This is a genomic window from Streptomyces avermitilis MA-4680 = NBRC 14893 (assembly GCF_000009765.2).
In the GTDB taxonomy this organism is placed as follows: Bacteria; Actinomycetota; Actinomycetes; order Streptomycetales; family Streptomycetaceae; genus Streptomyces; species Streptomyces avermitilis.
In genome coordinates this window covers 7,948,397-7,973,938 of record NC_003155.5, presented here as the reverse complement: position 1 = coordinate 7,973,938, position 25,542 = coordinate 7,948,397, and the positions used below count along the sequence as shown (strand labels likewise).

The following is a 25,542-nucleotide window of genomic DNA, read 5'->3' as shown; positions in this document are numbered from 1 at the left end:
AGGGGACGGAGGGCAGGACGGGGATGGCACGGAACATCCAGTCGCTCGAACGGGCGGCCGCGATGCTGCGGCTGCTCGCGGGCGGCGAGCGACGGCTCGGCCTCTCGGACATCGCCTCGTCGCTGGGCCTCGCCAAGGGCACGGCCCACGGCATACTGCGCACGCTGCAGCAGGAGGGGTTCGTCGAGCAGGAGGCGGCCTCGGGGCGCTACCAGCTGGGCGCCGAGCTGCTGCGCCTCGGCACCACGTATCTCGATGTGCACGAGCTGCGGGCGCGCGCCCTGGTGTGGACGGACGACCTGGCCCGCTCCAGCGGCGAGAGCGTCTATCTGGGCGTGCTGCACCAGCAGGGCGTACTGATCGTGCACCACGTCTTCCGGCCCGACGACAGCCGGCAGGTGCTGGAGGTCGGGGCCATGCAGCCGCTGCACTCCACGGCGCTCGGCAAGGTCCTCTCGGCCTACGACCCGGTGGCGCACAGCGAGGTCCTGGAGGCCGAGCGCAAGGTGTTCACGCCGCGCACGATCAGTGAGCTGGACCAGTTCGAGGGCGTGCTCGACCTGACCCGCGCGCGCGGGTACGCGGACGATGTCGAGGAGACCTGGACGGGGGTCGCCTCGGTCTCCGCACCGATCCACAACCGGCGGCGGATGCCGGTCGGCGCGGTGGGCATCACCGGGGCCGTGGAGCGGGTCTGCAAGGACGGGCAGCTGCGTCCGGACCTGATCGCGGCGGTCCGGGACTGCGCCCGGGCGGTGTCACGGGATCTGGGCGCGGGGCGGTTCTGAGGTCCGTACGCCGCGCGGCTCCGCGGTTCGTGCGGGACCCCGCGCGGTTCTGAGGTTCGTACAGGAAAAGGCCGGGATGCCAAGGGCGTCCCGGCCTTCGTCGTGCCACCTCAAGATCGATAACTCGTGGCGATCAATAACGATCGTGCTTTCGATAACAGAGCTCTTGACGTGCTGGTAACGCGGAAGCAAGACTCCCGTCCATCGGTCGGCATTGTCGAACACCTACCGGCAATACGCGTTAGAGTGTGGCAACGCCAAGGGCCGTATCGCTCTCTCTCCCTGAGAGCACGAACCACCGGAGGGACCCGGGGTTCGGCTTCCCCTGGACGAAGGACAAAGGAGTCGCGGGTGTCCAGCTCCGACATCTTCATCGGCGAGACCATCGGTACCGCCGTACTCATCCTGCTGGGTGGTGGCGTGTGCGCCGCCGTCACGCTGAAGGCCTCCAAGGCGCGCAACGCCGGCTGGCTCGCCATCACCTTCGGGTGGGGCTTCGCGGTTCTGACCGCGGTCTACATCTCGGCGCCGCTTTCCGGTGCCCACCTCAATCCGGCCGTGACGCTCGCGCTCGCGATCAAGGACAACGACTGGAGCAACGTCCCCACCTACTGGGCGGGACAGCTGCTGGGCGCCATGATCGGTGCCGCCCTGGTCTGGGTCGCCTACTACGGCCAGTTCCACGCGCACCTCACCGACCACGAGATCGTCGGCGGTCCGGGCGCACAGGCCACCAAGACCAAGGCCGTAGAGGCCCAGGAGACGGGAGCCGGCCCCGTGCTCGGCGTCTTCTCCACCGGCCCCGAGGTCCGGAACGTGGTGCAGAACCTCGCCACCGAGATCATCGGCACCGTCGTCCTCGTGCTCGCGATCCTCACGCAGGGCCTGAACGACAACGGCAACGGCCTCGGCACCATCGGCGCCCTGATCACCTCGCTCGTGGTCGTCAGCATCGGCCTCTCCCTCGGTGGCCCGACCGGCTACGCGATCAACCCGGCCCGTGACCTCGGTCCGCGTATCGTGCACGCCCTGCTCCCCCTGCCCAACAAGGGTGGTTCCGACTGGAGCTACGCCTGGATCCCGGTTGTCGGCCCGCTGATCGGCGCCGCGATAGCCGCAGGCATATACAACGTCGCCTTCGCATAACAGCACCGCTGGAAGCACTCGCTCGAGAGCCGCTCGCACCACAGCACCGCTCGAAGCACCGCGCCGTAGATACAGCCCCTTTCATACGGACCTTTCAGGAGCACACCGTGACCGACGCACACACCGCCGGCCCCTTCATCGCCGCGATCGACCAGGGCACCACGTCCAGCCGTTGCATCGTCTTCGACCGGGACGGCCGTATCGTCTCCGTCGACCAGAAGGAGCACGAGCAGATCTTCCCGAAGCCGGGCTGGGTCGAGCACAACGCCGCCGAGATCTGGACCAACGTCCAGGAGGTCGTCGCCGGAGCCGTCGAGAAGGCCGGCATCACCCGCGACGACATCAAGGCCATCGGCATCACCAACCAGCGCGAGACCACGCTGCTCTGGGACAAGAACACCGGTGAGCCCGTCCACAACGCCCTCGTCTGGCAGGACACCCGCACCGACGCGCTCTGCAAGGAACTCGGCCGCAACGTCGGCCAGGACCGCTTCCGCCGCGAGACCGGCCTGCCGCTCGCGTCGTACTTCGCCGGCCCGAAGGCCCGCTGGCTGCTGGACAACGTCGAGGGCCTGCGCGAGCGCGCCGAAGCCGGCGACATCCTCTTCGGCACCATGGACACCTGGGTCATCTGGAACCTGACGGGTGGTGTCAACGGCGGCAAGCACGTCACCGACGTCACCAACGCCTCCCGCACCATGCTGATGAACCTGCACACCATGCAGTGGGACGACAAGATCGCCGAGTCCATCGGTGTCCCGCTGGCGATGCTGCCCGAGATCCGCTCCTCCGCCGAGGTGTACGGCGAGATCACCGGCGGCAAGCTCGGCGACCTGCTCGGCGGCATCCCCGTCGCCTCCGCGCTCGGCGACCAGCAGGCGGCCCTGTTCGGCCAGACCTGTTTCTCCGAGGGCGAGGCCAAGTCCACGTACGGCACCGGCACGTTCATGCTGATGAACACCGGTGACAAGATCATCAACTCGTACAGCGGGCTGCTGACCACCGTGGGCTACCAGATCGGCGACCAGAAGCCGGTCTACGCCCTCGAGGGTTCCATCGCCGTCACCGGTTCGCTCGTGCAGTGGATGCGCGACCAGATGGGCCTGATCAAGTCCGCCGCCGAGATCGAGACGCTCGCGTCGTCGGTCGAGGACAACGGCGGCGCCTACTTCGTGCCGGCCTTCTCCGGTCTGTTCGCCCCGTACTGGCGCTCCGACGCCCGCGGTGTGATCGCCGGTCTCACCCGGTACGTCACCAAGGCGCACATCGCGCGCGCCGTCCTGGAGGCCACGGCCTGGCAGACCCGCGAGATCACCGACGCCATGACGAAGGACTCCGGCGTCGAGCTCGCGGCCCTCAAGGTCGACGGCGGCATGACCTCCAACAACCTGCTGATGCAGACGCTCTCGGACTTCCTGGACGCGCCGGTGGTGCGTCCGATGGTCGCCGAGACCACCTGCCTCGGCGCCGCCTACGCCGCCGGTCTCGCCGTCGGCTTCTGGACCAACACCGAGGACCTGCGGGCCAACTGGCGCAGGGCCGCGGAGTGGACCCCGAACATGGCCGCGGAGACCCGCGACCGTGAGTACAAGAGCTGGCTCAAGGCCGTCGAGCGGACCATGGGCTGGATCGAGGACGAGGAGTAAGAACCCGCATGACCAGTCAGCCCACCCTTCAGTCCGTGCCTGCCCTCGGTACGCACCCGGCCTCCGGCTCCAACCCGAGCCGCGCCGAGACCCGGGAGCAGCTTTCCAAGGCGACGTACGACCTCCTCGTCATCGGCGGCGGCATCCTCGGCATCTCCACCGCCTGGCATGCCGCGCAGTCCGGGCTGAGGGTGGCCCTGGTCGACGCCGGCGACTTCGCCGGCGCCACCTCCTCCGCCTCCTCCAAGCTTCTCCACGGCGGTCTGCGCTACCTGCAGACCGGCGCGGTGAAGCTGGTGGCGGAGAACCACTTCGAGCGCCGTGCGGTCTCCCGCCAGGTGGCCCCCCACCTGGCGAACCCGCTCACGTTCTACCTCCCCGTGTACAAGGGCGGGCCGCACGGCGCGGCGAAGCTCGGGGCAGGCGTCTTCGCGTACTCCGCGCTGTCGGCGTTCGGCGACGGCGTGGGGCACCTGCTCGGCCCCTCGAAGGCCGCGCAGGACGTGCCGGAGCTACGCACCGAGAACCTGAAGGCCGTGGCCGTGTACGGCGACGACCAGATGAACGACTCGCGGATGGCCCTGATGACGGTCCGCGCGGCCGTCGAGTCGGGCGCCGTCGTCCTCAACCACGCCGAGGTCACCGGCCTGCGCTTCACCAGGGGCCGGGTCACGGGCGCGGAGCTCAAGGACCGGACGAACGGCGAGGAGTTCGGCGTCAACGCGCGCCTCGTCCTCAACGCGACCGGCCCGTGGGTCGACCACCTGCGCAGGATGGAGAACCCGGACGCGGCTCCGTCCATCCGCCTCTCCAAGGGCGCGCACCTGGTGCTGAAGCGCACCTCGCCCTGGAAGGCGGCGCTGGCCACCCCGATCGACAAGTACCGGATCACCTTCGCCCTCCCCTGGGAGGACATGCTGCTGCTCGGCACGACCGACGAGGAGTACGAGGGCGAGCCGGGCGACGTCGCGGTCAACGAGAAGGACATCGCCCAGATACTGGACGAGGCCGCGTTCTCGATCCGCGACCAGCAGCTCTCCCGTGACCTGATCACGTACTCCTTCGCCGGTCTGCGGGTGCTGCCCGGCGGTCCCGGCGACACCTCGAAGGCCAAGCGCGAGACGGTCGTCACCGAGGGCCGCGGCGGGATGCTGTCCGTCGCGGGCGGCAAGTGGACCACCTTCCGCCACATCGGCCGTACGGTCATGAAGAAGCTGGAGTCGCTGCCGGGCCATCCGCTCGGTGAGGACTTCGAGCCGATCAACGAGCTGCCGAAGAAGCTGCCGCTGCCGGGTGTCGCCAACCCGCGCGCGGTCGCCCACCGGCTGCTGGTCGACGGCCCGGCGCCCGGCCCGCGCATGGCCGCCGACACGGCCAAGCACCTGGCCACGCACTACGGTTCGCTCGCCTTCGACATCGCGCGCCTGGCGAACGACAACCCGGAGCTCGGCGAGCGCGTCCACCAGGACGCCCCGGAGATCTGGGCGCAGGTCGTCTACGCCCGGGACAACGAGTGGGCCGAGACGGCGGACGACGTGCTGCGCCGCCGTACGACGCTGACGATCCGCGGCCTCGCCACGGACGAGGTCCGGGGCAAGGTGCAGGACCTGCTCGACAAGAAGTAACCACCCGCGATACGGGCAGGGGCGGCTCCTACGGGGCCGCCCCTGCCCGTATCGCGGACGTCTCGGACTCGCGTAGCCCGCCGGCTGCTTCAGGACAGCGACGCCACCACGGCCCGTACGTCGTCCGGTCCCGTCAACTCGGCACGTCGCACGATCAGTTCCCGGCCCAGGAGCAGCGCCCGGCGGGACGCCGGTACCGGGTCCGGGAGCGTTGTCAGGTCGGTGAGGTGGGCGAAGCCGATGACGCGGCGGACGATCTCCGTACCGGCGAAGCCCAGCGACTCGGCCCACACGCGGTCGAGGAAGCGGTCGAGATAGGCGTCGTCGAAGAAGGTGTCGACGCGGGTCGGCCACAGCCGGCGGAACTGAGCCGCGAACGCTTCCCAGGACAGCCGGAGTTGCTCACCGTGATCGGTGAGCGTGCCGAGGGCCCGCGCCCGCTCCTGCGACACCAGGGTGTTCGCCCAGTACAGCCCGAGGTCGAAGCCGATCGGGCCGACGAAGGAGAACTCGGGGTCGAAGACCCGGACGACCGGGGCGCCGTCGCGCTCGCCCACCATGACGCTGCCCGTGTGGAGGTCACCGTGGAGCGGGGCCTGCGCGCTCGTCATGAAGACGTGGCGGAGGTCGGCGACCTCGGTGCGCAGGCGCGGGTCGGCGCGGAACGCGGCCGCCAGGTCGTCGAGTCCGGGGTGCCAGTGGTTGTGCTCGTGTTCGATGTACGGCTCGGAGAGGACCACGTCCTCGGTGATCTTGCACAGCTCGGGGCTGACACAGGCCGCGATCAGCGCCTTGCGCTCGGCTGACGGCATGCCGAAGCCGCTGGTCGCGAAGGAGAGCTGGGCGACGAACTCGCCGATGCGGCGCGAGGTGTCGGGGCCGTACGCGGCGCCCTCGTTGAGGACCGTGCGCAGGACCTCCAGGTCGGACATGTCCTCCATGACGAGGGCGTGGTTCTCGCCGTCGTAGCCGTGGATCGCCGGGATCTTGTCCGGTGCGACCCCGGCGACCTGCTCGTAGGCCCGGGCCTCGGCGTCGGCGCGCTCGGGGCTCATCGGCCAGGAGGGGCCCGCCACCCGCACCCAGGGCAGGGCCTGCTTAGTGAGAGCGCGGCGACGGGCAGGCGGGTACGGGACATGAGGCGCTCCAGGGCGGGGCGAAGAGGATGAAGAGGGAGTGCCGGTCCGGAGCGGCAGGGGAGGAATCACGCCAGGGCCGCGTGCGAGGCGTACGCGGCAGGGCCTCGCCGGTACACGGGGAACTCACGGCGGGCGCGGGCGCTTTCGGGCGCTCCGGGTCAGGTCAGCGACAGCGGGCTGTGGTTGACCGGAGCAAGTCCACGTACAGCCGCCGCACGAGCAGCAGCGCCTTCATACCCAGATCATGAGAACGTTTCCAGCCACGCGTCAAAGATCGAGACCCGGTTTCTCAGTAGTTGAGACAACAACTTCGTCACACTCGGCCGTCCGGCCGCCGGGAGTTACCATCACGGGACCGGCACCCGACCCGGGACAGTGAGGCTCCGATGACGACAACACCAGGCGCGACAGCGATGCGACGCTGTACCGGCGCGGTGTGTCGCGGCTGATCACAGGCTTTCCGGCCACCCGATCTCCGGCTTTTCGCCTCCCGCGCGGGGCGCGGCGCCGCCCCCTTCCCCCTCGCTTGCGCCCGGATGCCCGTCTCGGCATTCGGACATCCCTTCCAGCACCCTGGAGTTGCTCCCATGACCCTGCTGACGACCTGGCCCGAGTCCGGACCGGAGACCGTGGTGCGCCGCACCTCCGACCCCGCCGAGATCGCCGCCGCGCTCGCGCCGCTCGGGGTCCGCTACGAGCAGTGGCCGGTCCGCGCGGACGTGCCGGCGGACGCGGACAGCGACACGGTGTTCGCCGCGTACGGCCCGGAGATCGACCGGTTGAACGCCGAGGAGGGCTTCACCACGGTCGATGTGCTCGGGCTGCACCCGAGCGACGACCCGGAGTACCCGGTGAAGGCGAAGGCCGCGCGCGCGAAGTTCCTCCAGGAGCACACGCACGACGACGATGACGAGGTCCGCTTCTTCGTCTCGGGCTCCGGGATCTTCTATCTGCATGTGAACGGCGAGGTCCACGCCGTGTACTGCGAGAAGGGCGACCTGCTGGGCGTGCCGCGCGGTACGACGCACTGGTTCGACATGGGGACGCGGCCCGCCTTCACCGCGATCCGCTTCTTCCACGAGGAGGACGGCTGGATCGGCAGCTTCACCGGCTCCACCATCGCGTCCCGGTTCCCGGACTACGACACGATCCACGCCGGTCACGTGGGTTCTGCCGCATGAGTTCGGTCTTCGACATCGACTCCGTGGTGCTCGACATCGAGGGCACCACGAGCGCCACGGGGTTCGTCGTGGACGTGCTCTACCCGTACTCGCGCTCTCGTTTCGGAGCACTGCTCACCGAGCGGAGCGGTGATCCGGAGGTGGCGCGGGCGGTGGCGCAGGTACGGGAGTTGCTCGGCGAGCCGGACGCCGATGCCGTACGCGTCGAGAAGGCGCTGAACGAGTGGCTCGACGACGACCGCAAGGCCACGCCGCTGAAGACCCTTCAGGGCCTCGTCTGGTCCGAGGGCTTCGCCCGGGGCGAGCTGGTGTCGCACTTCTACGACGACGTGGTGCCGGCGCTGCGCGCGTGGCACGCGGCGGGAGTGCGCCTGCATGTGTACTCGTCGGGTTCGGTGGCCGCGCAGCGCGCGTGGTTCAGGTCGAGCCCCGAGGGCGATCTGCTGCCGCTGGTCGAGGGGTTGTACGACACCGAGAACGCGGGGCCGAAGCAGGAGCCGGAGTCGTACCGGACGATCGCGGCGGCGCTGGGCACCGGGGCCGACCGGATCCTCTTCCTCTCCGACCGGCCGGGCGAGCTGGACGCGGCCCGCGCCGCGGGCTGGCGGACCGTCGGTGTCCGGCGGCCCGGAGAGCCGTACTACGAGCAGGGCGTCGGGGACCACGCGCAGGCGGGGTCGTTCGGCGGGATCACCATCGCAAGGAGCACCGCATGACCGTCGACACGTCAGTTCCGGACCTGGAGGGGGCGGGCGCGGTCCTGGCCGCCGAGTCCGCCCGCTTCGCCTCCTTCGGCTGGATGCGCGGCACGTCGGGCAACCTGTCCGTGGTCCTGTCCCGTGACCCGCTGCGGCTCGCGGTCACGGCGAGCGGCCACGACAAGGGTGAACTGACGCCCGCGGACGTGGTCCTGGTGGACGGCGACGGTGCGGCCGTCGCCGGGGGCAGGCCCTCCGCGGAGGCCGCGCTGCACGCGCGCGTGGCCGCGCTGACCGGTGCGGGGGCCGTCGTGCATGTGCACACGGTCGCCTCCGTGGCCATGGGCCGCCGCGAGCCGGGCGGCATCGCGTTCCGGGACCTGGAGATGCTGAAGGGCGTCGGCCTGCCCGCCCATGACGTCGAGGTCACGCTGCCCGTCATCGCCAACAGCCAGGACATGAAGGTGCTCGGCGACCGTCTCGAGGAGGCGCGCGATCCCCGGATGCCGGCGGTGGTCGTGGCGGGGCACGGGCTGTATGTGTGGGGCGAGAACCCTCGTCAGGCCCGGCATCACACCGAGGTCGTGGAATGGCTGCTCGAGTTGGAGCTCACGCAGCGGTGACCCGGCCGGCCGCGAGGGTCCGTGCGCGGTCCGCCGGCCCCTCACCGCCTCGGTGACACCTCGTCGCGGCGGGCGGGGGTCCGGCTACCGCAGGTGCTCCCCCGGCAGTTCTCCCGCCGAGACCTCGAGCACGCCCCGCTCCGTCACCAGCCCCGTCACCAGCCGCCCCGGCGTCACGTCGAACGCCGGGTTGTGGCCGCGCGACCCGGCGGGAGCCGTCCGGATGCCCGACCACTCCAACACCTCGGCCTCGCCGCGCAGTTCGATGTGGATGCCGTCGCCCGTCGCCGTCGACAGGTCCACCGTCGTGGTGGGAGCGGCCACGAGGAACGGGATCCCCGCGTACGCGCAGGCCAGCGCGACCCCCACCGTGCCCACCTTGTTCGCCGTGTCGCCGTTGGCCGCGATGCGGTCCGCGCCGACGATCGCCGCGTCCACCTCGCCCCGCAGGATCGTGCCCGCGGCCGCCCCGTCCGCCTGGACGTAGTGCGGTATGCCCTCCTGGACGAGTTCCCAGGCGGTCAGGCGGGAGCCCTGGAGCAGCGGGCGCGTCTCGTCCGCGTAGACCACTTCCAGCTGTCCGCGCGCGTGCAGTTCGCGGATCACACCGAGCGCCGTACCCCAGCCCGCCGTCGCCAGCGCACCCGTGTTGCAGTGCGTCAGGACGCGGAGCGGACGGTCGGCGGCCACCCGCTTCAGCAGCCAGTCCGCCCCGTACGCCCCCATCGCCCGGTTCGCCCCGACGTCCTCGCGCTGCACCGCCGCGGCCTCCGCGAGCACCGCGTCGAGGCCCTCGTCGAAGCGGGTCAGCACGCGGTCCACGCACACCATGAGGTTCACCGCGGTGGGGCGTGCCGCGCGGATCCGGGCGACCGCCGCAAGGACCTGCGTACGGTCCCAGCCCTCGCGCTCGCCCTCCAGCACGGCCAGCGCGACCCCGTACGCGCCCGCCGCCCCGATCGCGGGCGCGCCGCGCACCACGAGTCGCTGGATCGCGTCCACCAGGCCGTCCACATCACGGACTTGGATGGTTTCGGTACGGTGCGGAAGCACGGTCTGGTCGATGAGCGCGAGGCTGTTTCCGGTCCAGTCGACGGCGCGCAGTTTCTGGGACATAACAGACACTCCTGATGTTCCGAAGATGCGCGCAACCGTACATGACCTCGAAGAACCACAGTTCGAGACAGTCGCACGCGTGTCCGGAAACCGGTGTTACAGTCCAGCACCCGCAGCCCGAAGGCCGATGCGAAGGAGGACGTGTGCTGCTCACGATGCGCCGCTTCCTCGATCACGGCCGGTGCGCCGGCGACCTCTGTCGCGGCTGACCCGCACCCGTCAGCGCCGACGTTCGCCCTCCTGCTCGCTCTCCCCCGCCCCGCGCTCCACCGGAGCGCGCCTTGCCGTACCCCCGGAAGGTCCTCCGATGCACCGCAGATCCCGTCGTACCCTCCAGCTCGCCGCTGCCACCACGCTCCTCGTGACCGGCCTCACCGCCTGCAACGCCGCCGCGAAGAACGACGCCTCCGGCACCGCGAAGAGCGGCGGCAAGTCCTTCACCCTGGTCACTCCCGACGGCGTCGGCCAGAACGAGTTCCTCAAGCTCGCCGTCGACGGGGTGAAGGCCGCGGCCGAGGCGCACGACGGGACGCAGAAGGTCTACCAGTCCACCGACACCTCCTCGCAGCAGCAGAACGTGCAGGCGGCCGTGGACGCCGAGCCGGACGTGATCGTGCTGGTCGGCTTCGAGTTCGCCGACGTGGTCGCGCAGCAGGCGAAGGCGCACCCCGAGCAGCAGTTCCTGATCGTCGACGCGTGCACCACCAAGACGTATCGGAACGTCAGCTGCGCGGTCTTCCGCGAGCACGAGGGCGTGTACCTGGCGGGCGCCGAGGCCGGGCTGCTGAGCAGGAGCGGCAAGGTCGGCGCGGTGGACGTGCTCGACACCCCCCAGTTCCGCCGCTACAGCGACCCGTTCGCGGCCGGCGCCAAGGAGGTGGCCGCGAAGACGTCCGCCTCCACCCGCTTCGTCGGCGGCCAGTCCCCGTTCGACGACTCGGCCCGCGCGAAGGAGCAGGCGAACTCCCTGCTCGCCAAGGGCTACGACCAGATCATGGCGGCGGCCGCGGCCGGCAACTACGGCGTCTTCGAGGCGGCGAAGGCCAAGGGCGCGTACGCGTACGGCGTCGACGTCAACCAGTGCGTCGCGGCGCCCGGCACGGTCGTCGACAACGTCATCAAGCGGACCGATGTCGCCGTGCGGAAGGGCATCGACCAGGTCCTGGGCGGCAAGGCGGGGACCACCGTCTCGTACGGCCTGAAGGAGGGCGGCATCAGCCTCACGGGGCTCGAGGACGGCGTGGCCACCTCCAAGTGCGTCATCGCCCAGCACAAGGACGTCCTGAAGAAGGTCACCGCGCTGCGCGACCGGATCGTCGCCGGAGAGCTGAAGGTCGATGACCCCGCCGCCGAGTGACGCTCCCCCGGCGGCCGTCGAACTCCGCGGGATCACCAAGCGTTTCCCCGGCACCCTCGCCAACGACGCCGTCGACCTGACGGTCCGCCGCGGCGAGATCCACGCCCTGATGGGCGAGAACGGCGCGGGCAAGTCCACCCTGATGTCGGTCCTGTACGGCATGGAGCGGCCCGACGCCGGTTCGATCCGGATCGACGGGCGCGAGGTGTCCTTCGCCGATCCCGGTGCCGCGATGGCCGCCGGGCTCGGCATGGTGCACCAGAGCTTCAAGCTGTTCGACTCGCTGACGGTCGCCGAGAACGTCGTGTACGCCGCCGAGCCGCGCCGCTTCGGTCTGGTGGACCGGTCCGCGGCCCGTCGGCGGGTGCGCGAACTCGCCGAGGTGCACGGCCTCGCCGTGGACCCGGACGCCCGCGTCGGTGAGCTGCCGGTCGGTCTGCGCCAGCGGGTGGAGATCCTGAAGCTGCTGCACCGCGGCGCCCGGACGCTCATCCTCGACGAGCCGACCGCGGTGCTCACGCCCGCCGAGGCCGACGCGCTGTTCGCGGTGCTCAAGTCGCTGGCCGCCGAGGGCCGTACGGTCATCCTGGTCACGCACAAGCTGCGCGAGGTCCTCGAAGGCAGCGACCGTGTGACGGTGCTGCGGGACGGCAGGGTCGTCGCCCGGCTGCGCACCGCCGGGACCACGGCCGACGAGATCGCGGCCGCGATGACCGGCCGCGCGGTGGAACTGGACCGCGTCCACGCGCCGGGCACACCGGCCGACGTGGTCCTGGGCGTGCGGGGGCTCACCACGGACGCCGTGCGCGAGGTCGAACTGACGGTCCGCGCGGGCGAGATCGTCGGTATCGCGGGCGTCGCCGGCAACGGGCAGAGCGAGCTGGTCGAGGCACTGGCCGGGCTGCGGCCGACCGCCGCCGGGCAGGTCACGCTGCGGGGCGAGGACATCACGCACGCCTCGGCGACCGAGCGGCGCGCCAGGGGCCTCGCGTATGTGCCCGAGGACCGGCACGCGGTCGGCACCGCGCCCGCCGCGTCCGTCGCGGACAACCTCGCGATGGGGCACCACCGAACGTCGCTGTCGTCCCGGGGACTGCTGTCAGCCGCGGCCGTCCGCGCCCACGCGCTGGGGCTCGTCGAGCGCTTCGGTATCAAGGCGGCCACCCCCGAGGTGCCCGCGTCCGCCCTGTCCGGCGGCAATCTCCAGAAGCTGCTGATCGGCCGCGAGCTCGCCCACGAGGCACCGCTGCTGCTGGTCGAACAGCCCACGCGCGGCGTCGACATCGGCGCCGTCCAGAACATCCACGACCAGCTGATCGCCTACCGCGACGCCGGTCACGCCGTACTCCTGGTCTCGGCCGAGCTGAGCGAGATCCGCGGGCTCGCCGACCGGGTGCTCGTCATGTACGAGGGCCGGGTGACGGCGACGTACCCGAAGGACGAGGCGGACGAGCGGACGCTGGGGCTCGCGATGGCGGGAGCCGCCGCACCGGCAGAGGTCGGAGACTGACATGAACCGCATCACCGGGGCCCTGCGCTCCCCCGTCGCCTTCTCGATTCTCGCCGGAGTCGTCATCGGCGCGCTGTTCCTCGTGGGCACGGGCGCCGACCCGGTCGCCGCCTACGGCGCGGTCATCGGCGGCTCGCTCGGCGCGGACGGCATCGGCTCGACCCTGAGCACCGGCACCAGCGTCCTCGGCATGGCGCTCGCGCTGGCGATCCCGCTGCGTGCCGGGCTCATCAACCTGGGCGGGGACGGCCAGCTGGTGCTCGGCGGGATCGCCGCGGCGGTCACCGGCCTGTACGCGCCGCTGCCCGCCCCGCTCACCGTCGTGCTCGCCCTCTTCGCCGGCATGGCGGCAGGCGCCGGCTACGCGGCCCTGGCCGCCCTGTGCGAGAACCACCTCGGGGTTCCGCTCCTGGTCAGCAGCCTGCTTCTGAGCTATCCGGCGGCGTCGTTCGCCTCGTACCTGGCCCGTTATCCGCTCAAGGAACCCGGCTCCAGCCTCCCCCAGACCCGTCAGCTGCCCGACGGGGTCGCGCTGCCCGCCTTCGGCGGGTCGACCGTGACCGTCGGGCTGGTCCTGGTGGCGCTCGCGGCGGCCGCGTACTGGTTCGCGGACCGGCGCACGGCGATCGGCTACGAGGTCCGGATGACCGGCCTGAACTCCCGCTTCGCCGCGTATGCGGGCATCGAGCGGAAGGGTCTGACGCTCCGTCTGATGGCGGTCTCGGGCGCGCTGGCCGGACTCGTCGGCTCGATCGGCGTGCTGAGCTTCCCGTACCGCTTCGTCGACGGCTCGCTCACCGCTCCCGGCCACACCTGGACGGGCCTGACCGCCGCGCTGCTGGCGGGGGCGGCCCCGCTGGGCACGGTGGTCGCGTCGTTCTTCTTCGCCGTCCTCCAGGTCGGCGGGCTCTCGATGGAACGGACGACCGAGGTGCCGCGCGAGCTGACCCAGGTCCTCCAGGCCATCGTCATCGTGTTCCTGGCGGCCCGGCTGCGGTTCCCGCGGTTCTCGCGGTTCCGGCGAGGGCGCGAGAAGCCGTCCGCACAAGGGGAGTTCGCCTGATGTTCTTCGACTCCGACCTCCTCATGTCGGCGCTGCGCGCGCTCACGCCCATCCTGCTGGCCGCGCTCGGCGGGGCCCTGTGCGAGCGCGCGGGCGTCTTCAACATCGGCCTCGAGGGCATGATGCTGATGGGCTGCTTCACGTCCGTCGCCACCAGCTGGTTCACCGGCAGCCCCTGGCTCGGCGTCCTGGCCGCGGCACTCGCCGCCGCCGGATACTCCCTGATCCTCGCCGTCGGCGCGGTGACGCTGCGCGGGGACGCGGTGGTCCTCGGCATCGCCATGAATCTCCTGGCCGTGGGTCTGACCGGCTTCCTGCTGCGTACGGTCTTCGGTGTGCAGGGCACTTTCGACGATCCGTCACTGGCCGGGCTGCCGCTGGTCGGCGGCTTCTCGCCGCTCGCCTACCTCGCCTGGGCGGCGGTCGGCGTGGCCGCGCTGATGCTGTCCCGGCATGGGTGGGGTCTGCGGCTGCGCGGAGTCGGCGAGGCTCCGGACGCGGCGGCCACACTCGGGGTGAGCCCGGCGAAGTACCAGTACGCGGCCGTGCTCGTGTCGGGTGTGCTGTGCGGGCTCGCCGGGGCCCAACTCGCCCTCGGCAACGTGACGTTGTTCTCCGAGAACATGACGGCGGGACGCGGCTGGATCGCGGTCGTCGCGGTCATGCTGGGCCGTGCGCTGCCGCTCGGGGTCCTGCTCGCCGCACTGCTGTTCGGCGTCGCCGAGGCGGCCGGCTTCCGCCTTCAGGGCCTCGGCCTGCCGCAGCAGGCGACCGACGCCGCGCCGTACGTCGTCACCCTCGGCGCCCTCTTCCTCACGACGGCCCGCCGCCGTCGCCGTATCCGTGCCACTGGAGCCACCTCATGACGCAGGACCTGCTGCCCGTCACCCGCATACCCCGCACCGGGCTGCCCCCGTACGCCGTGGTCGTCGGCGACCCGGCGCGCGCCGCGGCCGTCGCCGCACTGCTCGACGGTGCCGAAGAGGTCTCGTACCACCGCGAGTACCGGGTGTTCCGCGGGGCCTGGAAGGGTCTGCCGGTCACGGTCGCCTCGCACGGGGTGGGCGGTCCCGGCGCGATCCTGCTGTTCCAGGAGCTGGCGGACGCGGGGGTCCGCACGTTTGTGCGGTTCGGCACGGCGGGCGCGATGAAGCCCGGGATCGGCGACGGCGACCTCGTCATCGCCGAGGCGGCCGTGCGCGACGACGGCGTGACACAGCAGCTGCTGCCGGCCGCGTACCCGGCCGTGTCCGCGCCGGAGGCGGTACTCGCCCTCCAGCGCGCCGCCCGCGAGACGGGTGCCCCGCACCACCGGGGCATCGTGTGGACCCGGGCCGCCTTCCAGCCCGGCCTCATCCCGCTCGACGGCTACGCCCGGGCCGGGCTCGCCGCGATCGAGATGGAGCTGTCCGCGCTGCTCGTGACGGCCTCGCTGCGCGGTCTCGTCGCGGGCGGGGTGCTCGTGGTGGACGGCGCGAACGCCGACGAACTGGTCGACGAGGACGCACTGCTGACGACGGGCGCCTACGACCCGCACCGGGACGTGGTGGCGGCGGGCGTGGAACGCGGCGCGGTCGTGTCGCTGGAGGCGCTGCGGCTGCTGGCGCAGGGTGCCGCCGGGACCGAGGGGACCGAGGAGTACACCGCATGAGCGAGACCGTCGATCTGCTGGTGCACGGCGGTGACGTGCTGACCGTGGACGAGGCCGGAACCCTCGTACGGGACGGGGCGGTCGCCGTCCGCGCCGGGGAGATCCTCGCGGTGGGGCCCGCCCAGGAGCTGCGGACGCGGTACGCGGCGGCCGAGGACATCGACGCCGAGGGCTGTCTCGTGCTGCCCGGCCTCGTCAACACCCATACGCATCTGGCGATGACGCTGCTGCGCGGCCGCGCGGACGACGTCACGCTCCAGCGCTTCCTGGAGCGGATGCTGAAGTGGGAGGCCGAGCTGCTGTCGCCGAAGAACGTGGCGGCGGCCGTACGGGTCGCGGTCGCCGAGAGCGTACGGGCCGGGGTGACGTCCGCGCTGGACATGTACTGGTTCCACGAGGCGGCCGAGCGTGCGGCGCGGGAGTCGGGCTGGCGGCTGCACACCGGCCCCACCTTCATGGACGTACCGGATCCGGCCGACGGCATCGCGTACGAGGACCGACTGGCGTGGGCGCGGCGCGACCTGGCCGACCGCGCGCACCGGCCCGGCACGCGCCCGGTCCTCTTCGCCCACTCGACCTACACCCTCTCTCCCGGGCAGCTCCTCGACATCGCCGCGCTGGCCCGGGAGTTCGGGGCGCTGCTGCACCTTCACGCGGCCGAGAACGCGACCGAGGTCGCCACCGTCGAGGTGCGTCACGGCAAGCGTCCGGTGGAACTGCTCGACTCGCTCGGGCTGCTCGGGCCCGATGTGCTGCTCGCGCACGCCGTCGATCTGACGGGTCCCGAGATCGCGGCGCTGGCCCGCACCGGCACCTCGGTCGCGCACTGTCCGGTGTCGAACCTCAAGCTGGGCTGCGGGATCGCACCGGTGCCGCGGCTGCTCAGCGCGGGTGTCACCGTCGGGCTGGGCACGGACGGAGCCGTCAGCTCCAACACGCTGGACGTGCTGGGTGCTTTGCGGCAGGCCGCCCTGGTGCACAAGGCGGGCGGCGACCCCACCGCGGTGGGCGCCGAGCAGGCCGTACGGATGGCCACCATCGAGGGGGCCCGCGCGCTGGGGCTCGGTGATCACCTGGGCTCGCTGGAGGCGGGCAAGCGCGCCGACCTCATCGTGCTCGACCTCGGCCGGCCGCATCTGTGCCCACCGCACGACCCGTGGTCCCTGCTCGCGTACGCCGCGCATGCGCCGGACGTACGGGACACCGTGGTCGACGGCAGGATCCTGATGCGCGGCCGTACACTCACCTCGCTCGACGAGGCGGCCGCGCTGGCCGAACTCGGCGCGCTTGCCTGAGCTGAGGACTTCCCGTCCCGTTCAGCCTGCTGAACCCCCATAATGGGCCGAGTCATCGGATGTCTGAGCGACAGGGAGGCCCCGCCATGGCAGTCACCGATGAGGCGATCGAGAAGATCAAGGGAATGATCGTCTCCGGCGCGCTGCGTCCCGGCGACCGGTTGCCCAAGGAGAGCGAACTCGCCGCCGAACTCGGGCTGTCCCGCAACTCCTTGCGCGAGGCGGTGCGCGCCCTGTCGCTGATCCGCATCCTGGACGTGCGGCAGGGCGACGGCACGTATGTGACGAGCCTGGATCCCCAACTCCTGCTCGAGGCGCTGAGTTTCGTCGTCGACTTCCACCGCGACGACACGGTCCTGGAGTTCCTCGCCGTGCGCCGCATCCTGGAGCCGGCGGCGACGGCGATGGCCGCGTCGCGCATCAGCGAGCGGCAACTGGACGCGCTCACCTCCCAGTTGGACGCGCTGGGCGCGGCACCCTCCGTGGAGGAACTCGTCGCCTGCGACCTCGAGTTCCACCGGGGCATCGTGCAGAGTTCCGGGAACTCGGTGCTGTGCTCGCTGCTCGACGGGCTGTCCGGGCCCACCACCCGGGCCAGGATCTGGCGCGGCCTGACGCAGGAGGACGCGGTCAGCCGGACCCTGCACGAGCACCGCGCGATCCTGACCGCCCTGCGCGACCGGGACGCGGAGGCGGCGCGGTCGTGGGCGACGGTGCACATCGCGAGCGTGGAGCAGTGGCTGCGCAGCACCCTGTAGGCGGCCTCCTCGAGCCGAGTGCACACCGGCCCTCCGGATCCATCGGAGGTCTCGGGCACCGGCAGGCGGCATAACAGCGGAGGTACCACCAGCTCACAGCCCCGCCCCGGGCCGGACATCGGACCTCCGACGGGCTTCCGAGGCCCGTGTCGCCCCAGAACGGCGCCCAGGCCGGCAGCGAATTCGATCTCTGACAGCTCGGATGAATGAGGGGTGTTCCTGGGTGGCTATCGGGGCAGTGATCCGTTCACTCCCCCGTGCAAGGGGGCTGCGGACGCCCCCGCCGCACGCCGTAAGGTTGGGACGTACGCGAGGGCACGTCGGAAGGAGGCACTGGGTGATCGAGCTCGAGGGGGTTCCCGAGCTGATCGACCCGGTCATGGTGGCCGCGTTCGAGGGCTGGAACGACGCCGGCGACGCCGCCTCCACCGCGGTCGCACATCTGGACAGGGAGTGGAAGGGCGAGGTGTTCGCGGCGCTCGACGCCGAGGACTACTACGACTTCCAGGTCAACCGCCCCACCGTGTGGCTGGACGGCGGCGTGCGCAAGATCACCTGGCCGACGACCCGCCTCTCGGTGGTGCGCGTCGGCGGGGAGAAGCCGCGTGACCTGGTGCTGGTGCGGGGCATCGAGCCGTCGATGCGCTGGCGCTCGTTCTGCAACGAGCTGCTGGCGTTCGCCCACGAACTGGGCGTGGAGCTGGTCGTCGTCCTGGGCGCCCTGCTCGGCGACACCCCGCACACCCGCCCGGTCCCGGTCAGCGGCGTCACGTCCGACCCGGACCTGGCCCGCACGATGGACCTGGAGGAGACCAAGTACGAGGGCCCCACGGGCATCGTCGGCATCCTCCAGGAGGCGTGCACCCACGCGGGCGTCCCGGCCGTGTCGCTGTGGGCGGCCGTGCCGCACTACGTGTCGCAGCCACCGAACCCGAAGGCGACACTGGCCCTCCTCAACCGCCTGGAGGACCTGATCGACGTACGCATTCCGCTGGGCGAGCTGCCCGAGGACGCGCGTGCGTGGCAGGTGGGCGTGGACCAGCTGGCCGCCGAGGACAGCGAGGTCGCCGAGTACGTGCAGTCGCTGGAGGAGGCCCGGGACACCGCCGAGCTGCCCGAGGCGTCGGGCGAGGCGATCGCCCGCGAGTTCGAGCGATACCTGCGGCGCAGGGACGGCGGCGGACCGGCGGCCGGCGGACACGCCACGGCGGACGGCAGCGACGGCACCTCGTATCTGCGGGACGCCCCCGGCGGCCGTACGCGGCCACCGAAGCCGCCGAAGCCGGAGGCCGAGGACGACGGCCCGGCCGACGAGGGGTCCGACGACTCGTCGGAGGACTGAACCACGACCACCGAGGGGGCGGTGCGCACACGGCGCACCGCCCCTTCGCATGCGATCACCCCTTCGCATGCGATCGCTCCTTCGCACGCATCCGCCACTTCGCCCGCAACCGCCGCTTCGGCTGCAACCGCCCCGTCGCGCCAACGGCCGCTCGGGCACCGTCATATGACACGCATCTCGGCAGCATTCGGCCGGATTGCTGCGTGACACCTCTTTCCAGTCGGATTGCACAGGTTTCCCCATTCAACTTGTTTCCAAACCAAGTTGGCGAAATCGGGCTGGACTGGACGGCACGGGCGTGCCAGGTTGTGCGTCGAAGGCGCGGTTCCGGGCCGGACCACGAAAGCCGGCCGCGGCGCCCCGGAAGGGGGCAAGTCATCCGCGCCGTCCGCTACTTGGCACCCGCAGCACGGACCGAAGGGAGCGGCACACGCGATGACCGACCAGGGACAGCCGGCGCAGGGCCCGGGAGCGTCCGGGCCGGGGCCCGACGGAGCGGGATTCACCTATCGAGGAGCCGAGCACGAGCTGATCGTCGTCGCCCGTCCGGAGGCGCGGCTGCGCGCCCGGGCCGACGGCGTCCGCTCGGCGGTGGGCGCCGACGTATCGGCCCTCAACATGTTCCTCAGTGACGAACAGCTCGCGCTCGAACCGCTGTTCGGCAGCGAGGAGCGACTCCAGCAGTCCATGACCACGGGCGTCGAGAACGTGCCCGACCTCGGACTCTTCTACCGGGTGCGCGGTGTGCGGAGCCGCGCCCAGGAACTGCGCGCACGCATCGCCGCACTTCCGGAGGTCGACACGGCGTATGTGAAACCGGGCGCCGTGCCCGCCTCCACCGGCTCCGGCAGGCCGACCGGAGAGAGCGCCGACGACAGCCGGCGGCTGAAGGAAGGCACGCCCGTCACCCCCGACTTCGGCAGCCGCCAGGGCTATCTGCGGCCCGCGCCCGAGGGGATCGACGCCCACTGGGCATGGCAGCGGCCCGGCGGCTCGGGGCAGGACGTGACGGTGATCGACGTCGAGGGCGCCTGGCAGTTGGGGCACGAGGATCTGGCCGCCAAGCTCGCCGGTGTCGTCGTCGGCACCCCGCTGACCGACCTCGCCTGGCGCAACCACGGCACGGCCGTCATCGGAGTGATCGGCGGCGACCGCAATGAGCGGGGCGTCACCGGCATCGTGCCGGACGCCGTGACCGCCGCCGCGTCCTTCCAGGGCATCGGTACGGCTGCCGCGATCCACGCGGCGGCCGACCGGCTCGGCCCCGGCGACGTCGTCCTGGTCGAACTCCATCGCCCGGGACCGCGGTTCGACTACGAACAGCGCGACGACCAGCGGGGCTACCTCGCGCTCGAGTGGTGGCCGGACGACTTCGCGGCCATCCGGTACGCGACCGCGAAGGGCGTCATCGTGGTGGAGGCCGCCGGCAACGGTGGCGAGTCCCTCGACGACGCGGCGTACGAGCGCCGCCCCGACGAGTTCCCCACGTGGTGGCGCAACCCGTTCAACCCCTCCCACCGGTCCTCCGGCGCGGTCCTGGTCGGCGCGGGCGCCCCTCCGCCCGGCACCCACGGCCGTGATCACGGCCCGGACCGCTCCCGGCTCGCGTTCTCCAACTACGGGGCCCGTGTGGACGCGCAGGGCTGGGGACGCGAGGTCACGACGACCGGCGGCTTCTGGGACCGGCCCGGCGATCTCCAGGGCGGTGCCGAGGAAATCGTCTGGTACACGGACACGTTCTCCGGGACCTCTTCCGCCTCCCCGATGGTGGTCGGCGCCCTGGCCGCGCTGCAAGGCATGCTGAAGGCGGCCGACCAGGAGCCGATGTCCCCGGAACGTGCCCGCGTCCTGCTGCGGGCCACGGGTTCCCCGCAGCAGGACGCGCCGGGCCGGCCCGCCTCGCAGCGGATCGGCAACCGGCCCGACATCAAGGCGGCGGTCACTCATCTGCTGCCCGAGGCGGTCGGCTCGGCCCAGGCCGAGCGGTACTGGGACGAGCTGCTGCCGTATCCGCGTGAACTCCCGCCCAGGCTCCGGCTGTTCGCGGCCGGCGCCTGGCGCAACCTGAACAACCCGTCCCCCGAGATCCGTCAGGCGGTGCACACCGCCTTCGCGGGCGGACGGCCCGACATCCGTGTCTGGTTCTCGGACGACGAGATCATCGGCCTGGTCGTCACGGGCTGAGGACCTGGTCGTCACGGACCGACGGACCGCAACCAACCATTGAGGGAAGGTGGCACCCGAATGAGCACCACCCCGCAACTCAGCTCCATGGGACAGCAGCAGGACCAGCAGGGCCGACAGGGCCAGCAGGGCCCGAGCACGGCACCGCCGCAGTTCGGCCAGCAGCAGCCGTACGGGCAGCAGCAGCCGTACGGGCCGCAGATGCAGCAGCCCTTCGGCCAGCAGGGCATGGGGCAGCAGGGCATGGGCCAGCAGAACATCGGGCAGCAGGGCATCGGCCAGCAGCAGCCCTTCGGGCAGCACCAGCAGCAGATTCCGCAGCACCTTCAGCAGCAGCTCCAGCACCTCGGCCAGCAGCAGCCGTTCCAGCATCTGCTCCAGCAGCTCGCTCAGCCGCAGGACATCGGCGGCCAGCAGCAACAACAGCAACAGCAACAGCAGCAACAGGACGTCCAGCACGGCCAGGCCCTGGTGCTGCCGAGCGCCGTCTCGACCGCGGCGCTCTCCATCGGCGTGGCCCAGCACTTCCAGGACGTCGTGACACCGCTCCCGGGCCAGCCCCAGGTGCTCTACCTGTTCATCAGCAACGGATGGCGCCGACTCATCAACCCGAACCAGGTGACGCACGACGCGGTCCAGGAGGCCTTCGCCTACGGGCAGCCGGTCTACGGGATCTACGACACCGCGACCGGCGTCCTGCAGTCCGTCATCGTGACGAAGTAGCCCGGGTGGCGGCACCTGGATGACGTAGGAGCGCATGCTCCCGGCGCGGAGGGCGCCGGGCGGGTGAGAACCCGCCCGGCGCCCGGCCGCGTACCCGGCCGGTTACAGCGCCACGCCCAGCAGCGCGTCGACGGCCCGCGACACCACGCCGGGCGCGCCCTCGTCGGTACCGCCCCGCTCGTGCTGGAGCGCGGCCCAGCGGTCGACCGCGGCGAGCGCGGCCGGCGCGTCCAGGTCGTTCGCGAGGGCGTCGCGGATCTCCTCGACGAGCGCCTCGGCGGGCGGACCGTCGGGGCGGGAGACGGCCGCGCGCCAGGTGCCGAGGCGCGCGAGGGCCTCTTCGAGGACGGCGTCCGTCCACTCCCAGTCGGACCGGTAGTGGTGGGCGAGCAGCGCCAGGCGGATGGCCGCCGGGTCCACGCCGTCACGCCGCAGCTTCGACACGAAGACCAGGTTGCCCTTGGACTTCGACATCTTCTCGCCGTTGAGCGCGACCATGCCGGCGTGGACGTACGCCTTGGCCATGGGGAACTCGCCGGTCAGCGCCTGGGCGTGCGAGGCGCCCATCTCGTGGTGCGGGAAGGCGAGGTCGGAGCCACCGCCCTGTACGTCGAAGCCCATGCCGAGGTGGTCCAGGGCGATGGCCACGCACTCGATGTGCCAGCCGGGCCTGCCGCGGCCCAGTGAGGCGCCGTCCCAGCTCGGCTCGCCCTCCCGGGCGGCCATCCAGAGCATCGGGTCGAGGGGGTTCTTCTTGCCAGGACGGTCCGGGTCGCCGCCGCGTTCGGCGGAGAGCAGACGCATGGCGGCGGCGTCGAGGTTCGAGACCTTGCCGAAGTGCGGGTCGGCCTCGACGGAGAAGTAGACGTCCCCGTCCAGTTCGTACGCGGCGCCCGCGTCCCGCAGCCGCTCGACGAGCGGGACGATGCCGGGTATCGCCTCGACGGCGCCGATGTAGTGCTGCGGGGGCAGCATCCGCAGCGCCGTCATGTCCTCGCGGAAGAGGGCGGTCTCCTTCTCGGCGAGCCCGACCCAGTCGACGCCGTCGCGCTCCGCGCGCTCCAGGAGCGGATCGTCGACGTCGGTCACGTTCTGGACGTAGTGAACCTGCCGCTTGGTGTCGAGCCACACGCGCTGCACAAGGTCGAACGCGTTGTAGGTCGCCGCGTGACCCATGTGGGTCGCGTCGTACGGCGTGATGCCGCAGACGTAGATACGGGCGACGGGACCGGGGTGCAGGGGTATTACCCCGCCGGTCGCGGTGTCGTGGATCCGGAGGTCGCGGCCCTCACCAGGCAGGGCGGGGACCTCAGAAGCGGGCCAGGCATGCATGTCATGAGCCTAACCGGACGGATGTTCCGTATACGAACCGGACCAGGCCTGATGACCGAGAAGGCCCTCTTGCGCAATGCCGCCCGGCATGCGTTCGGCGCTCCGCGACACCGGCGGCCCCGAAATCGTGCTCACGACCACGACATCGGGCCCTAGACCGGCGGCCATGGAATCGCCGGCCACTCACCGCTCGGCTCCGGGTGCTTTCCCGAGGTGAGCATGGCGTCGACCCGCGCGCGCGTGGCGTCGAGTTCGGCCGGTGTGATCAGCTCCGCCAGACGGGTGGCGAGGGCGCCTCCCGCCGTCAGGCCGTCCTTCAAGGTGCCGAGGGCCTCGGCAGCGTCGGCCGTGAGCGGCTCCCCCGCCCACCCCCACAGCAGCGTCCGCAACTTGTTCTCGGTGTTGAAAGTCACCCCGTGGTCGATGCCGTACAGGCGGCCCTCGTCGGTGGGCAGCAGATGGCCGCCCTTGCGGTCGGCGTTGTTGATGACGGCGTCGAGGACGGCCAGCCGCCGCAGGCGTTCGTCGTCGGCGTGCACGAGAAGCGCCGTACGCCCCTCCCCGACGTCCGCGAACCCGATCGCCTTCCAGCCGGCCTCGGGCTCCTCGCCGTCCACCAGGGCCAGCAGCTCGACGTCCGGCTGTCCCTCGATCCACAGCTGGCACATGCCCTCGCCGTAGGGCCCGTCGCGCAGCACGGTGGTCGGCACGAGCCCCCAGCCGGTCGCCTCGGAGACCTCGTACGCGGCGACCTCGCGCTGGGCGAGCGTCCCGTCGGGGAAGTCCCACAGGGGCCGCTCGCCGGCGACGGGCTTGTAGATGCAGAACGCCTCCTGCCCGTCGTGCGAGACCGTGCAGTACAGCGCCGCGTTGGACGCCTCGCGGATGCGGCCACGTACTTTCAGCTCACCCTCGGCGAGCAGTTCGGCCGTGGTCACGCTCCGCGGCGGTATCCGTTCTGGCGCGGACATACGTGTCCTTCCGGGTCGAGCGGGAGGCTGCACAGCGGGCAGGGCGGCCGGCCGGCGTTGACGACGTCGAGGGCCCGTTTGGCGAAGGCCCTGGCCTGTAGGCCGGTGAGCCGGACGCGGAGCATCGGCGGACCGTTCTCCTCGTCCTGGAGAAGCCGCTCCTCCGCCTCGGCGAGGTCCTCGTCGGATTCGGCGTCGAGCTCCACGAGGGCCTGCGCCTCGACGATCATGCGCTGCTCGTCACCGTCCCAGGCCAGCGCCATGGTGCCGACCCGGAACTCCTCCTCCACGGGAGCCTCGAGGGGGGCGTTGTCGGAGATCTCGGTGGGGGCCATGGCGGGGACCGGGGCGCTGCCCCCGCTGCGCCGTACGACCTCGTCGAGAAGCTCGTCCATGCGCTCGGCGAGCGCGGCGACCTGGGTCTTCTCCAGGGCCACGCTGGTCACACGGGGTCCCGAGGAGGCCTGGAGGAAGAAGGTACGGCGCCCGGGCAGCCCGACCGTACCGGCCACGAAACGGTCCGGGGGGTCGTAGAGGAACACCTGACGCGACACGTCCTGTCTCCATTGGATTCGGCATGTGGGACGACCGACCGCGTCGGTCCCCATCGGCTGCTGACAACGTCTGCTCTGTTTCGACCGCTTCACCCTACTGCGGTCGACGATCACGGTGCGCCCGCACCGCCCCCGACCGGAGCGTCGCCACCGGAGGGTTCCTCGCGCGGGGCAAGGGACGCGAAATCGCCGGTGTCCCCGAGGCGAACGAGAAAAGGCCGCAGTCGGGTGTAACGGATCGCGGTGATGGAACACGGTTCTACGGAGATTCGTTGAAAGAGGTCCAGATGGAGTCCAAGGGCGTCCGCGACAAGCGACTTGATGATGTCGCCGTGCGAGCACATGAGGTAGACGGCATCGGAGCCGTGATCGCGCTCCACGCGCGCGTTCCACTCCCGCACCGCCTCGGCGGCGCGGGTCTGCATGGCGCGCATGGATTCGCCGCCGGGGAACGCGGCCGCCGACGGGTGCGACTGGACGACCTCCATCAGCGGCTCGTCCTTCAGCTCGGCGAGCTTGCGGCCCGACCAGTCGCCGTAGTGGCACTCCCCGATGCGTTCCTCGGTGTGCGCGCGCAGCCCGGGGCGGGCGTCGAGCAGCGGCTGAACCGTTTCCCGGCAGCGCTGGAGCGGGCTGGTGACGATCTCGGAGACCGGCACCTCGGCGAGGCGGCCCGGGAGGGCGGCGGCCTGGGCGGCGCCCCGCTCGTCGAGGGCGACGCCGGGCGTCCACCCGGCGAGCAGTCCCGCGGTGTTCGCGGTGGAACGTCCGTGCCGGACGAGGATCAACGTGGGCATGCGGCCCAGCCTAAAGGGGCCCCCGGCGGTCCTCACCGGGCCG

Annotated in this window: 22 protein-coding genes and 1 pseudogene; 17 read left to right on the top strand and 6 right to left on the bottom strand. The window is 71.5% G+C overall.

Annotated elements, in window-relative coordinates; genetic code table 11:
- Positions 1–23: 23 nt before the first annotated feature.
- From SAVERM_RS34250 to SAVERM_RS34235, 4 genes are all read left to right on the top strand, one after another.
- On the top strand, positions 24–788 hold the full coding sequence (locus tag SAVERM_RS34250) for an IclR family transcriptional regulator (protein WP_010988066.1): 765 nt from the start codon (positions 24–26) through the stop codon (positions 786–788).
- A gap of 351 nt (positions 789–1,139) precedes the next feature.
- The gene (locus SAVERM_RS34245; protein WP_010988065.1) at positions 1,140–1,934 is read left to right on the top strand and encodes an MIP/aquaporin family protein; all 795 of its coding nucleotides are present in this window, start codon (positions 1,140–1,142) and stop codon (positions 1,932–1,934) included.
- Positions 1,935–2,041: 107 nt separating this feature from the next.
- Positions 2,042–3,580 carry a glycerol kinase GlpK gene (glpK, locus tag SAVERM_RS34240; RefSeq protein ID WP_010988064.1) on the top strand — a complete coding sequence of 513 codons (1,539 nt, stop codon included), beginning with the start codon at positions 2,042–2,044 and terminating at the stop codon, positions 3,578–3,580.
- Between the two features lie 8 nt (positions 3,581–3,588).
- On the top strand, positions 3,589–5,205 hold the full coding sequence (locus SAVERM_RS34235; RefSeq protein ID WP_010988063.1) for a glycerol-3-phosphate dehydrogenase/oxidase: 1,617 nt from the start codon (positions 3,589–3,591) through the stop codon (positions 5,203–5,205).
- Positions 5,206–5,294: 89 nt separating this feature from the next.
- Here SAVERM_RS34235 and mtnK read toward each other — a convergent pair.
- Positions 5,295–6,320, bottom strand: a pseudogene (mtnK, locus tag SAVERM_RS34230) (S-methyl-5-thioribose kinase); the annotation flags it as partial.
- A 611-nt stretch (positions 6,321–6,931) separates the two neighbouring features.
- Between mtnK and SAVERM_RS34225 the strand changes: the two are divergent.
- The 3 genes from SAVERM_RS34225 to mtnB are packed head-to-tail and all read left to right on the top strand — an operon-like array spanning position 6,932 to position 8,846.
- Positions 6,932–7,525 carry a 1,2-dihydroxy-3-keto-5-methylthiopentene dioxygenase gene (locus tag SAVERM_RS34225; RefSeq protein WP_010988061.1) on the top strand — a complete coding sequence of 198 codons (594 nt, stop codon included), beginning with the start codon at positions 6,932–6,934 and terminating at the stop codon, positions 7,523–7,525.
- On the top strand, positions 7,522–8,241 hold the full coding sequence (gene mtnC / locus SAVERM_RS34220) for an acireductone synthase (protein WP_010988060.1): 720 nt from the start codon (positions 7,522–7,524) through the stop codon (positions 8,239–8,241). Before SAVERM_RS34225 ends, mtnC begins: the two co-directional genes overlap by 4 nt.
- Positions 8,238–8,846, top strand: coding sequence for a methylthioribulose 1-phosphate dehydratase (gene mtnB, locus SAVERM_RS34215; protein WP_010988059.1), 609 nt, complete (start codon positions 8,238–8,240; stop codon positions 8,844–8,846). Before mtnC ends, mtnB begins: the two co-directional genes overlap by 4 nt.
- 84 nt (positions 8,847–8,930) lie before the next feature.
- Here the strand turns inward: mtnB and mtnA are convergent, their stop codons facing one another.
- A complete protein-coding gene (gene mtnA, locus SAVERM_RS34210; RefSeq protein WP_037646444.1) occupies positions 8,931–9,962 on the bottom strand; it encodes an S-methyl-5-thioribose-1-phosphate isomerase in 1,032 nt (343 codons plus the stop codon).
- A 307-nt stretch (positions 9,963–10,269) separates the two neighbouring features.
- On the opposite strand from mtnA, the gene SAVERM_RS34205 reads away from it, so the two are divergent.
- From SAVERM_RS34205 to SAVERM_RS34160, 10 genes are all read left to right on the top strand, one after another.
- Complete coding sequence (locus tag SAVERM_RS34205; RefSeq protein WP_010988057.1) at positions 10,270–11,319, top strand: BMP family ABC transporter substrate-binding protein; 1,050 nt, start codon at positions 10,270–10,272, stop codon at positions 11,317–11,319.
- A complete protein-coding gene (locus tag SAVERM_RS34200) occupies positions 11,300–12,829 on the top strand; it encodes an ABC transporter ATP-binding protein (RefSeq protein WP_010988056.1) in 1,530 nt (509 codons plus the stop codon). Before SAVERM_RS34205 ends, SAVERM_RS34200 begins: the two co-directional genes overlap by 20 nt.
- 1 nt (position 12,830) lies before the next feature.
- On the top strand, positions 12,831–13,892 hold the full coding sequence (locus SAVERM_RS34195; RefSeq protein ID WP_010988055.1) for an ABC transporter permease: 1,062 nt from the start codon (positions 12,831–12,833) through the stop codon (positions 13,890–13,892).
- Complete coding sequence (locus tag SAVERM_RS34190) at positions 13,892–14,758, top strand: ABC transporter permease (protein ID WP_010988054.1); 867 nt, start codon at positions 13,892–13,894, stop codon at positions 14,756–14,758. The genes SAVERM_RS34195 and SAVERM_RS34190 overlap by 1 nt, the downstream gene beginning before the upstream one ends.
- Positions 14,755–15,543 carry a nucleoside phosphorylase gene (locus SAVERM_RS34185; protein WP_010988053.1) on the top strand — a complete coding sequence of 263 codons (789 nt, stop codon included), beginning with the start codon at positions 14,755–14,757 and terminating at the stop codon, positions 15,541–15,543. The genes SAVERM_RS34190 and SAVERM_RS34185 overlap by 4 nt, the downstream gene beginning before the upstream one ends.
- Positions 15,540–16,838: an amidohydrolase gene (locus SAVERM_RS34180; RefSeq protein WP_010988052.1), complete on the top strand. Its 1,299-nt coding sequence runs from the start codon at positions 15,540–15,542 to the stop codon at positions 16,836–16,838. Before SAVERM_RS34185 ends, SAVERM_RS34180 begins: the two co-directional genes overlap by 4 nt.
- 86 nt (positions 16,839–16,924) lie before the next feature.
- A complete protein-coding gene (locus SAVERM_RS34175; RefSeq protein ID WP_037646442.1) occupies positions 16,925–17,596 on the top strand; it encodes a FadR/GntR family transcriptional regulator in 672 nt (223 codons plus the stop codon).
- A 337-nt stretch (positions 17,597–17,933) separates the two neighbouring features.
- Positions 17,934–18,938: a PAC2 family protein gene (locus SAVERM_RS34170; protein WP_010988050.1), complete on the top strand. Its 1,005-nt coding sequence runs from the start codon at positions 17,934–17,936 to the stop codon at positions 18,936–18,938.
- 435 nt (positions 18,939–19,373) lie between these two features.
- Positions 19,374–21,122 carry a S8 family peptidase gene (locus SAVERM_RS34165; protein ID WP_037646441.1) on the top strand — a complete coding sequence of 583 codons (1,749 nt, stop codon included), beginning with the start codon at positions 19,374–19,376 and terminating at the stop codon, positions 21,120–21,122.
- A 60-nt stretch (positions 21,123–21,182) separates the two neighbouring features.
- Positions 21,183–21,845, top strand: a complete 663-nt coding sequence (locus tag SAVERM_RS34160; protein ID WP_107083122.1) for a hypothetical protein — start codon at positions 21,183–21,185, stop codon at positions 21,843–21,845.
- Positions 21,846–21,947: 102 nt separating this feature from the next.
- On the opposite strand, the gene mshC is transcribed toward SAVERM_RS34160, so the two are convergent.
- The 4 genes from mshC to SAVERM_RS34140 all read right to left on the bottom strand — a co-directional run bounded on the left by mshC (position 21,948) and on the right by SAVERM_RS34140 (position 25,499).
- A complete protein-coding gene (gene mshC / locus SAVERM_RS34155; protein WP_010988047.1) occupies positions 21,948–23,177 on the bottom strand; it encodes a cysteine--1-D-myo-inosityl 2-amino-2-deoxy-alpha-D-glucopyranoside ligase in 1,230 nt (409 codons plus the stop codon).
- A gap of 152 nt (positions 23,178–23,329) precedes the next feature.
- The gene (locus SAVERM_RS34150; protein ID WP_171033150.1) at positions 23,330–24,148 is read right to left on the bottom strand and encodes an SCO1664 family protein; all 819 of its coding nucleotides are present in this window, start codon (positions 24,146–24,148) and stop codon (positions 23,330–23,332) included.
- Entirely contained in the window at positions 24,112–24,702 is a 591-nt protein-coding gene (locus tag SAVERM_RS34145) for a DUF3090 domain-containing protein (RefSeq protein WP_010988045.1), read from the bottom strand. Before SAVERM_RS34145 ends, SAVERM_RS34150 begins: the two co-directional genes overlap by 37 nt.
- A gap of 110 nt (positions 24,703–24,812) precedes the next feature.
- Positions 24,813–25,499, bottom strand: a complete 687-nt coding sequence (locus SAVERM_RS34140; protein ID WP_037646439.1) for a histidine phosphatase family protein — start codon at positions 25,497–25,499, stop codon at positions 24,813–24,815.
- Between the last annotated feature and the right edge of the window lie 43 nt (positions 25,500–25,542).

Coding starts and splice junctions, on each gene's coding strand:
- SAVERM_RS34250 (WP_010988066.1), top strand. CDS start 24: ATGGCACGGAACATCCAGTCGCTCGAACGGGCGGCCGCGATGCTGCGG.
- SAVERM_RS34235 (WP_010988063.1), top strand. CDS start 3,589: ATGACCAGTCAGCCCACCCTTCAGTCCGTGCCTGCCCTCGGTACGCAC.
- SAVERM_RS34225 (WP_010988061.1), top strand. CDS start 6,932: ATGACCCTGCTGACGACCTGGCCCGAGTCCGGACCGGAGACCGTGGTG.
- mtnC (WP_010988060.1), top strand. CDS start 7,522: ATGAGTTCGGTCTTCGACATCGACTCCGTGGTGCTCGACATCGAGGGC.
- mtnB (WP_010988059.1), top strand. CDS start 8,238: ATGACCGTCGACACGTCAGTTCCGGACCTGGAGGGGGCGGGCGCGGTC.
- mtnA (WP_037646444.1), bottom strand. CDS start 9,962: ATGTCCCAGAAACTGCGCGCCGTCGACTGGACCGGAAACAGCCTCGCG.
- SAVERM_RS34205 (WP_010988057.1), top strand. CDS start 10,270: ATGCACCGCAGATCCCGTCGTACCCTCCAGCTCGCCGCTGCCACCACG.
- SAVERM_RS34200 (WP_010988056.1), top strand. CDS start 11,300: ATGACCCCGCCGCCGAGTGACGCTCCCCCGGCGGCCGTCGAACTCCGC.
- SAVERM_RS34195 (WP_010988055.1), top strand. CDS start 12,831: ATGAACCGCATCACCGGGGCCCTGCGCTCCCCCGTCGCCTTCTCGATT.
- SAVERM_RS34190 (WP_010988054.1), top strand. CDS start 13,892: ATGTTCTTCGACTCCGACCTCCTCATGTCGGCGCTGCGCGCGCTCACG.
- SAVERM_RS34185 (WP_010988053.1), top strand. CDS start 14,755: ATGACGCAGGACCTGCTGCCCGTCACCCGCATACCCCGCACCGGGCTG.
- SAVERM_RS34180 (WP_010988052.1), top strand. CDS start 15,540: ATGAGCGAGACCGTCGATCTGCTGGTGCACGGCGGTGACGTGCTGACC.
- SAVERM_RS34175 (WP_037646442.1), top strand. CDS start 16,925: ATGGCAGTCACCGATGAGGCGATCGAGAAGATCAAGGGAATGATCGTC.
- SAVERM_RS34165 (WP_037646441.1), top strand. CDS start 19,374: ATGACCGACCAGGGACAGCCGGCGCAGGGCCCGGGAGCGTCCGGGCCG.
- SAVERM_RS34160 (WP_107083122.1), top strand. CDS start 21,183: ATGAGCACCACCCCGCAACTCAGCTCCATGGGACAGCAGCAGGACCAG.
- mshC (WP_010988047.1), bottom strand. CDS start 23,177: ATGCATGCCTGGCCCGCTTCTGAGGTCCCCGCCCTGCCTGGTGAGGGC.
- SAVERM_RS34150 (WP_171033150.1), bottom strand. CDS start 24,148: ATGTCCGCGCCAGAACGGATACCGCCGCGGAGCGTGACCACGGCCGAA.
- SAVERM_RS34140 (WP_037646439.1), bottom strand. CDS start 25,499: ATGCCCACGTTGATCCTCGTCCGGCACGGACGTTCCACCGCGAACACC.